Origin of the sequence: uncultured Veillonella sp., assembly GCF_934190855.1 — a bacterium.
Lineage (GTDB): Bacteria > Bacillota > Negativicutes > Veillonellales > Veillonellaceae > Veillonella.
This window is the reverse complement of record NZ_CAKPTN010000082.1, coordinates 1-7,521: the sequence shown is the minus strand read 5'-3', so window position 1 is coordinate 7,521 and position 7,521 is coordinate 1. Positions and strand designations below refer to the sequence as shown.

Below are 7,521 nucleotides of genomic sequence, written 5' to 3'. Positions count from 1 at the left end.
TGGTGATACAGTACAAGCTGGAACAGTAGGAAGCAAAGCATCTGGAAACGTGCAGATAGGTGAAGAAAATACCAATTCTGATGCTATTAAAACGGTAGGCGTTTTCGTGAATGAAACGGTAGATAACCTCGTTACAATCGCTAAAGAAGTCAATCTTGATGCGGTGCAATTGCACGGCGACGAAGATGAAGCTTTCATCCAATCCTTAAAAGAACGTACTAATGTAGAGGTTTGGAAGGCTGTTCAAATCCGCAGTGCTGCAGATGCAGAGGCGTGGATTGATAGCAGTGCTGATATGCTATTATTTGATGCGTATCATAAGGACGAGCGCGGTGGCACGGGCGAAGTATTCGACTGGTCTTGCTTGGATGAGTTTGAACGTCCATTTATGCTCGCAGGTGGTATTGATAGCGCTAACGTGGCTCGCGCCATTCGTACGGTGAGACCTTATGGCGTAGATATTAGTAGCGGCATTGAAACAGATGGCGTGAAAGACAATGAAAAGATCAAAGCTTTTACTAACATCGTGAGAACAATAGCTCACTAAATGTTGAGAGAATAAGGCCTATTATAGGCGAGTAATCATAGAAAATACATAAATCTAAAATATAATAATATTTTAGACACATCCGATGAAATTCATCGATTGTTGAGATAGATGCCAATAGTAACGCTATACAGGCGTGCTAGCAGGAATGGTACATGGAAAGGTAAGTTATATGAGTGAACAAAGACATGGTTATTTTGGTTCCTTTGGGGGCCAATTTATGCCAGAAACATTGATGAATGCAGTCATCGAATTGGAAGAGGCGTACAACAAGTACAAAGATGATCCCGATTTCGTACGCGAACTTGAGGATTTACATAAAAACTATACAGGCCGTCCATCCCTTTTATACTATGCAGAACGCATGACAAAGGACCTTGGGGGCGCTAAAATCTATTTAAAACGAGAAGACTTGAACCATACTGGTTCCCACAAGTTGAATAACGTAATCGGCCAAATGTTATTGGCAAAAAGGATGGGTAAAACGCGCGTTATCGCTGAAACTGGGGCCGGTCAACACGGTGTTGCGACGGCGACTATTGCGGCCTTGATGGGCATGGATTGCGAAGTATACATGGGTGCGGAGGACTGTGAACGCCAAGCGCTTAACGTATATCGCATGCAATTGCTCGGTACAAAGGTACACGCTGTAACTAGCGGTACAAGCACATTGAAAGATGCTGTATCTGAAGCGATGCGCGAATGGACAAACCGCATGTCTGATACGCACTATGTATTGGGCTCCGTTATGGGTGCGCATCCGTTCCCTATGATCGTTCGTGATTTCCAATCCATCATCAGCCGTGAAGCTCGTGAACAAATCTTAGAAGCAGAAGGTAAATTACCATCCGCTGTAATGGCTTGCGTAGGGGGTGGCTCCAATGCGATGGGCATGTTCTATCACTTTATCGAAGACGAAGGTGTTCGTCTCATCGGTTGTGAAGCGGCAGGTCGCGGTATCGACACAGAGGAGCATGCAGCGACAATTGCGAAAGGCTCTGTAGGTATCTTCCATGGCATGAAATCTTACTTCTGCCAAGACGAAGACGGTCAAATCGCTCCAGTATATTCTATTTCTGCAGGCCTTGATTATCCTGGTATCGGTCCTGAACATGCGCACTTGTACGCCAGCGGCCGCGCAGAATACGTGCCTGTAACAGACGACGAAGCAGTAGATGCTTTTGAATATTTGTCTCGCTTAGAGGGCATTATTCCAGCAATCGAGAGTGCTCATGCAGTGGCGCATGCTCGTAAAATCGCTCCTACTATGAGCAAGGACGATATCATTATTATTTGTTTATCTGGTCGTGGCGACAAAGACGTAGCGGCTATGGCGAAATATAGAGGGGTGGATCTTCATGAGTAAAATTAAAGACGCTTTCACAAAGGGCAAGGCATTCATCCCGTTCATCAGTGCTGGTGACCACGGCATCGAGACCACAGAACGTTATATTCGCGTTATGGTGAAAGCCGGCGCCGACATGGTGGAAATTGGTATTCCTTTCTCTGACCCAACGGCGGAAGGCCCAGTTATTCAAGAAGCGAGCACACGTGCTCTTGCTACAGGCGTAAAAATCAACGATATCTTCGATATGGTGCGCCGTTTGCGTACGGGCGATGATGCGGTGACTATACCTCTCGTATTCATGACCTATTTGAATCCAATCTATGTATTCGGTCGTGAAAAATTCTTTACCCTCTGCGAAGAGGTAGGTATCTCCGGCGTTATCGTGCCTGATATGCCCTTTGAAGAAAAAGGTGAACTCGCAAGCATTGCTAATAAACACGGTGTTGAAGTAGTATCCTTGATTGCTCCAACGTCTGAGAACCGCATCGAAATGATCGCTAAAGAAGCAGAAGGCTTTATTTACTGCGTATCTTCCCTTGGCGTTACAGGTATGCGCAGCGAAATCAAGACGGATATTAAATCCATCGTTGAAACGGTTCGCAAATATACAGATATCCCTGTAGCGGTTGGCTTTGGTATTTCTACGCCAGACCAAGCAGAGGCTATGGCGCGCGTATCTGACGGCGCTATCGTAGGCTCTGCCATCGTTAAAATCGTGGCAGAACACGGCGAAAATGCAGACCAAGCATTATTTGATTACGTACAATCTATGAAACAAGCAGTCCTTAAGGCTGGCGCATAATAAGGTTACCTTATATAATAGAGGCAACAAGTAAAAATAGGACCTATCATTACGATAGGCCCTATTCTTATATACCGAGCATTAATATTTATAGTCAATGTTTTGTAGGAGGTCGTATGCAACGCTGTACACGTTGTGGTAAAGAAGGACCAGATGAACAAGCCATCTGTTTACGCTGTGGCGGGAATATGGGGCCCTTAGGTGGTCCGATTTATACAAATGTGCACCGCCAAACAGGTGTAACCATTGTCGATTTTGAACGATATATCCTGGGGTATAAGGATAACTTTATCAATACCTATCTCATTCAGTGGACTACTATCAGTGGTCGTTCTTCACGGGGGAACTATTGGCGGTTTATGCTTGTCATAGCACTTCTATGGGCGCTCATGTACATGGTATGTGCTCTTATCGGCTGGGCTAATTCTGATGATAGTGACCAATTTATTGCGTGGGTTTTCCTATTTTTCATAATGGTTGTTTTTACGATTATTCCTTGTGTCAATCTTACGGTTCGTCGTCTCCACGATGTGAATCAATCGGGTTGGCTTGCACTGCTTATGTTAGTGCCTATCATTGGACCATTAGTCTTATTACCTTGGACTGTGAAAGCAGGGGACCCCGAGGAAAATCGCTTTGGGAAACCGCAGTATACTGAGCCTGTCGATGAACATTTGAGTGCTCGGTTAGATATTTCTACAAGTCCAACCCGTTCTACGGATCGGATGATGATAGCCGTACTCCTCGCGAGCTTTGCCTTTGCGTGGTATGGCAATTACAATATTGCAGAAGGCGTACTTAATGTCATTCGAGGTGGCGAATTTAAAGCTGCTGCTAGATACTCCAAGCAGACAAACCCTGAAGAAAAGTCTTATGGCCTTGAGGCTCGGATTTCTGTGGAGCGATTCTTTGAAGAAGTCGTTAATGAACGGTTCAAAGATGCTCATGCGCGCCTCGGTGGAGCCGAACGAGAGAAATATCCTACCAAAGAAAGCCTCGCTAAAGCCTATGAAGGTGTGCGCCGCGTAGACTACGATAAGCTGGAAGTCATAGCTGACTCAAAGGATGAAGTACAAATTGCCTTTGCTATTGTAATGAGCGGTAAAAAAGAGGGTGTACCATTTACAGAGTCTCGCAGTGGTACCATGATCTTGCGACCTAATAAATATAGCCTGTTCCAAATTGTGGAAATTAGAGAGTAATAATTAAATTGTAGAAATTAGAGCATAATAATGTTAAAGATACTAACAAAAGGACGTTATACATCGTATAACGTCCTTTTGTTAGTTAGTTTAGTTATGTCTTATATAATCAGCAGGAACTGATTATGAAAGGGGCTTAGTCATTAGAAGATTCAGAGCGCATGCTGTAGTAGCTACGTTCTGCAATTTTCTTTTTATCGTGTTTATCACGTTCAGATACTTTATGTTTTTTTTGTTTTTTCTCGCCCTTTTTGAACCATGGATTAGCACTGCTATCCCATGTACCATCAGCATTCTTTTTGATGCGAGGGGAGTCACCGATAGTGAAGCGGAAATCTTTAGCTTGTGCTACGTTAGCACCGATACCAACAGTTAAGAAGGCCGCTAAGCTGGCCATAGCCATTACTTTAGTTAATTTAGCTTTCATAATTGTCTCCTATATAATAAGTTGTACGAATTTTAGTTGTAAAAAATCTAATTAAAGTATAGAAAAATTTAGTGAAGAATAGATGAAATAAATGAGTTGATACATCATAGTATAATAAGAGTATCTATGTTTGTATATTATCTAAAATTATAGTAGGAGTTTTATGAAACAGAGAGTATATGAGATCCTCTATCGTGAGCTAGTGGAAAACTATGCGAACAGTAAGGGACGAACGAATATAGCCGATTTTTGGCTTACCATAAGTGCCATATCCTTTGTATATGGTTTAATTACATGTATAACAGGCCTTGCAAGCTATATCCCGTACGGATTTCTCTACGCCGTATCCCTAGGTGGGGGCATATTAATTGTTTTATCTATCTTGTTGTGCTTGCCTACGATTATGCTCATGGCGCGACGATTGCGAGACTCTAATAATGATCCGATGTTGATTATTTTACTATTGGTCCCTATTTTAGGCTGGCTTGCTTTATTGTATCTATTGTGCAAACGCACATCGCCTATCCAAGTTCAACCGGACATATCTAACGACGCTGCAAACGCATATAACAACGAAGCAAACGTATATAACAATGATGTAAACACGTTACAAAAGGAATCTGTATCTGGCGTGTTTATTCTGGGGTTATTAGTGCTAGGCTGGCTCGTTAATAGCGCTGGCAGTGCAATGATAAATCATAATTTTATGGTAGAAGAATTTGCATACAGTAATTTAGAACCTAGTGCGCTAACGAAAAAGGCTAACCGTTTATTAGAAAGTGAAACGGCTACGACAGAGGCTCGCTCTATAGTGCGTACGTACTATGAAAGCCTTGGTAAAGAGGATTATCATGCCGCATATCGCCAGCTAAGCGTACGAGAAATGGAGCGATACGGTACGTTTGAGCTATGGCAACAAGCGGTAGCGAAGGAGCAGCATCCTAAAGTAGAAACGATTCGGCTCGACTACGTGTCTCAAGATAAAGAAGATGATTATACTTTCAACTATACTGGTTTTATAGTGACCTTTGAAAATGGACACGACCCTGTTCTAGTTCGTTTGTACGACGCAGGTAAGGGCTGGGGCATTGTTAGCATTGAAGACGTGGAGGAGGACTAGGTTATGGCAATTATCAATACATATGATTTGAACTATACCGATGCCTTCAAGCTAGGTATCAAAAACTATGCTAATTTTAACGGTCGTGCTAGCCGCAGTGAATATTGGCGCTTTGCCGCAGGTATCACAATGATTCAAGGTGTATTAGGCATTTTGGCTATGATTTGTAATGCCTTGGGCCTTCTTAATTTTGAAAGCATAGTCGATAAAATTGGTTTCGCCGTGTCCATGTTTTTATTAATTCCAAATATTGCGGCTACGGCGCGACGTATGCATGATATTGGTCGTAGTGGTTGGACGCAGCTGATTTCCTTTATTCCTGTTGTAGGCTTCTTTATATTCTTAACCTATGAATTGCGCCGCGGCGATCAAGGGGAAAATGCCTATGGCGAAAGAACGGGCTATATCCCTGTTACATCTGATATAAGTCAGAAAACAGGTCTTGAAGAAACGCCGTCTCGCCGTCAAGACTGGATTATGGGGATTACCATCTTCCTTATCCAATCCATTCAAATTGCGGATATTGTAGATGAGCTATTATGGTTTGGTTTTAACGGGAACGGATACATGTAATAATTACCTGTATTTATTAACATACTCATTATTTTATTTTATAAAAGTTTAACAACTCTTTTATAGACAATATAACACTTTGTAGTAGAATGAATACAAGATGAATTCAAAATTATAGATATTAAGTAAGAAATAATATCTTAGTTACTATATGTGTTATGTGCAACAGGACCTTTTGAGCTTTACTGTTTCCTGTCTGTCGATGGAAGGAGTTTATTATGAAATCTTGTCCATATTGTGGACATGAAGTACTGAGAAATGATCGTTTTTGCCCAGACTGTGGGCATGTCCGCAAAGCCCCAATTTCCTTAGATAAATATAATCTAGGATTGATTGAAAACTTCAAACAATGTTTAGTATATAAATATGCTGACTTTGAAGGCCGTGCGAGTCGTAGTGAATATTGGAATTTCTTTTTAATGTATCAATTGCTCTTTGTAGCAATTTTGTTCACCTGTGCCTTTTTAAGTTATATTAGCCCCCTCTCTAGTGCAGTAGGTGTAGGCTTCGGCTTAGTCATTCTCGTTCTCTTATCCGTAGTGATGGTCATCCCTGGCGTGGCCGTTGCAGTGCGCCGCTTACATGACCAAGGTCGTTCTGGTGGCCTCGTATTTATCGGATTTGTACCTGTTATTGGCACTCTTATTCTGTTAGTTCTTATGGCTCTTCCTGGTGAAAGCAACTCAAACCGCTTTGGTGCGCCTACAGGTCAAGTGGTCTTAACAAAACAAATGGCTCATGAAATTGGTCTTATCGATGCAACACCAACGATGGGACTAACGGCTGGACTGCTCTGTGCAATCTTTGTACTATGGTTCTTAGTCGATCAATTACTTACAACAAGTGTGATGTAACATGATAACTCTCCTTATAGCTTCACTATAGGGAGAGTTTTTTGTAGAATATAATTGTATAAATGGTTAATATAATGCATAAGTTATTCCCAAAATATATAGAAATTGAAATTTAAAATCAAAGATAAACATGCTATAATTATCTTTGTTTTTATTTTTATTTTATTTGTTATTTTGTAGGAGAGAATACAATGACAGATTTATCTATCAAAAATCTTTCGTATGTAGATAATTTCAAACATACGGTTATGGGCAATTTTGCTAATTTTAAAGGCCGTGCAAGCCGCAGTGAATATTGGCGTTTCTATGGTATCACAATTGTTATTGCTGGTATCATTAATGTATTGAGCGCACTTTTTATGAACACTGCATTATCAAGCGTTTTTGGCCTTATTTCCATGGCGTACAACGTTGCAATTTTGTTGCCTTCCATTGGCCTTGGTGTTCGTCGTTTACATGACGTTGGTAAAAGCGGTTGGATGCTTTTAATTAGCTTAATTCCATTTGGTATCATCTATGTTATCTACTTGCTCGCTCAAAAAGGTGACGAAGGCGATAACCAATATGGTTCCCCAGTAAGCTATGAAACAATCACAGCTGAAGAAGCTGCACGCACTGGCCTTAAAGAAACTCCAACTGAAGATATGG

8 protein-coding genes and 1 pseudogene are annotated in these 7,521 nt (G+C 41.6%); 8 read left to right on the top strand and 1 reads right to left on the bottom strand.

Annotation, left to right across the window (positions count from 1 at the left end; all coding sequences use genetic code 11):
* From Q0F90_RS05925 to Q0F90_RS05910, 4 genes and pseudogenes are all read left to right on the top strand, one after another.
* Positions 1-547: pseudogene (locus Q0F90_RS05925) on the top strand (bifunctional indole-3-glycerol phosphate synthase/phosphoribosylanthranilate isomerase); the annotation flags it as partial.
* A 172-nt stretch (positions 548-719) separates the two neighbouring features.
* Positions 720-1,913, top strand: coding sequence for a tryptophan synthase subunit beta (gene trpB / locus Q0F90_RS05920; RefSeq protein WP_296004159.1), 1,194 nt, complete (start codon positions 720-722; stop codon positions 1,911-1,913).
* The gene (gene trpA / locus Q0F90_RS05915) at positions 1,906-2,697 is read left to right on the top strand and encodes a tryptophan synthase subunit alpha (protein ID WP_296004158.1); all 792 of its coding nucleotides are present in this window, start codon (positions 1,906-1,908) and stop codon (positions 2,695-2,697) included. The genes trpB and trpA overlap by 8 nt, the downstream gene beginning before the upstream one ends.
* A gap of 116 nt (positions 2,698-2,813) precedes the next feature.
* A complete protein-coding gene (locus tag Q0F90_RS05910) occupies positions 2,814-3,899 on the top strand; it encodes a DUF805 domain-containing protein (protein WP_296004157.1) in 1,086 nt (361 codons plus the stop codon).
* A 136-nt stretch (positions 3,900-4,035) separates the two neighbouring features.
* Here the strand turns inward: Q0F90_RS05910 and Q0F90_RS05905 are convergent, their stop codons facing one another.
* On the bottom strand, positions 4,036-4,326 hold the full coding sequence (locus Q0F90_RS05905; protein WP_296004156.1) for a hypothetical protein: 291 nt from the start codon (positions 4,324-4,326) through the stop codon (positions 4,036-4,038).
* Positions 4,327-4,489: 163 nt separating this feature from the next.
* On the opposite strand from Q0F90_RS05905, the gene Q0F90_RS05900 reads away from it, so the two are divergent.
* The 4 genes from Q0F90_RS05900 to Q0F90_RS05885 all read left to right on the top strand — a co-directional run.
* Positions 4,490-5,446 (top strand): DUF805 domain-containing protein, encoded by a 957-nt coding sequence (locus tag Q0F90_RS05900; RefSeq protein ID WP_296004155.1) that lies wholly within the window; start codon positions 4,490-4,492, stop codon positions 5,444-5,446.
* Between the two features lie 3 nt (positions 5,447-5,449).
* Entirely contained in the window at positions 5,450-6,019 is a 570-nt protein-coding gene (locus tag Q0F90_RS05895) for a DUF805 domain-containing protein (protein WP_296004154.1), read from the top strand.
* Between the two features lie 218 nt (positions 6,020-6,237).
* Positions 6,238-6,873 (top strand): DUF805 domain-containing protein, encoded by a 636-nt coding sequence (locus Q0F90_RS05890; protein WP_296004153.1) that lies wholly within the window; start codon positions 6,238-6,240, stop codon positions 6,871-6,873.
* A gap of 191 nt (positions 6,874-7,064) precedes the next feature.
* Positions 7,065-7,521 (top strand): DUF805 domain-containing protein (locus tag Q0F90_RS05885; protein WP_296004152.1); only part of this gene is annotated, 457 nt, incomplete at its 3' end.

Excerpts from the sequence above, each read along its gene's own strand:
- Q0F90_RS05895 (WP_296004154.1), top strand. The coding sequence starts at position 5,450 with ATGGCAATTATCAATACATATGATTTGAACTATACCGATGCCTTCAAG.
- Q0F90_RS05890 (WP_296004153.1), top strand. The coding sequence starts at position 6,238 with ATGAAATCTTGTCCATATTGTGGACATGAAGTACTGAGAAATGATCGT.
- trpB (WP_296004159.1), top strand. The coding sequence starts at position 720 with ATGAGTGAACAAAGACATGGTTATTTTGGTTCCTTTGGGGGCCAATTT.
- Q0F90_RS05900 (WP_296004155.1), top strand. The coding sequence starts at position 4,490 with ATGAAACAGAGAGTATATGAGATCCTCTATCGTGAGCTAGTGGAAAAC.
- trpA (WP_296004158.1), top strand. The coding sequence starts at position 1,906 with ATGAGTAAAATTAAAGACGCTTTCACAAAGGGCAAGGCATTCATCCCG.
- Q0F90_RS05910 (WP_296004157.1), top strand. The coding sequence starts at position 2,814 with ATGCAACGCTGTACACGTTGTGGTAAAGAAGGACCAGATGAACAAGCC.
- Q0F90_RS05905 (WP_296004156.1), bottom strand. The coding sequence starts at position 4,326 with ATGAAAGCTAAATTAACTAAAGTAATGGCTATGGCCAGCTTAGCGGCC.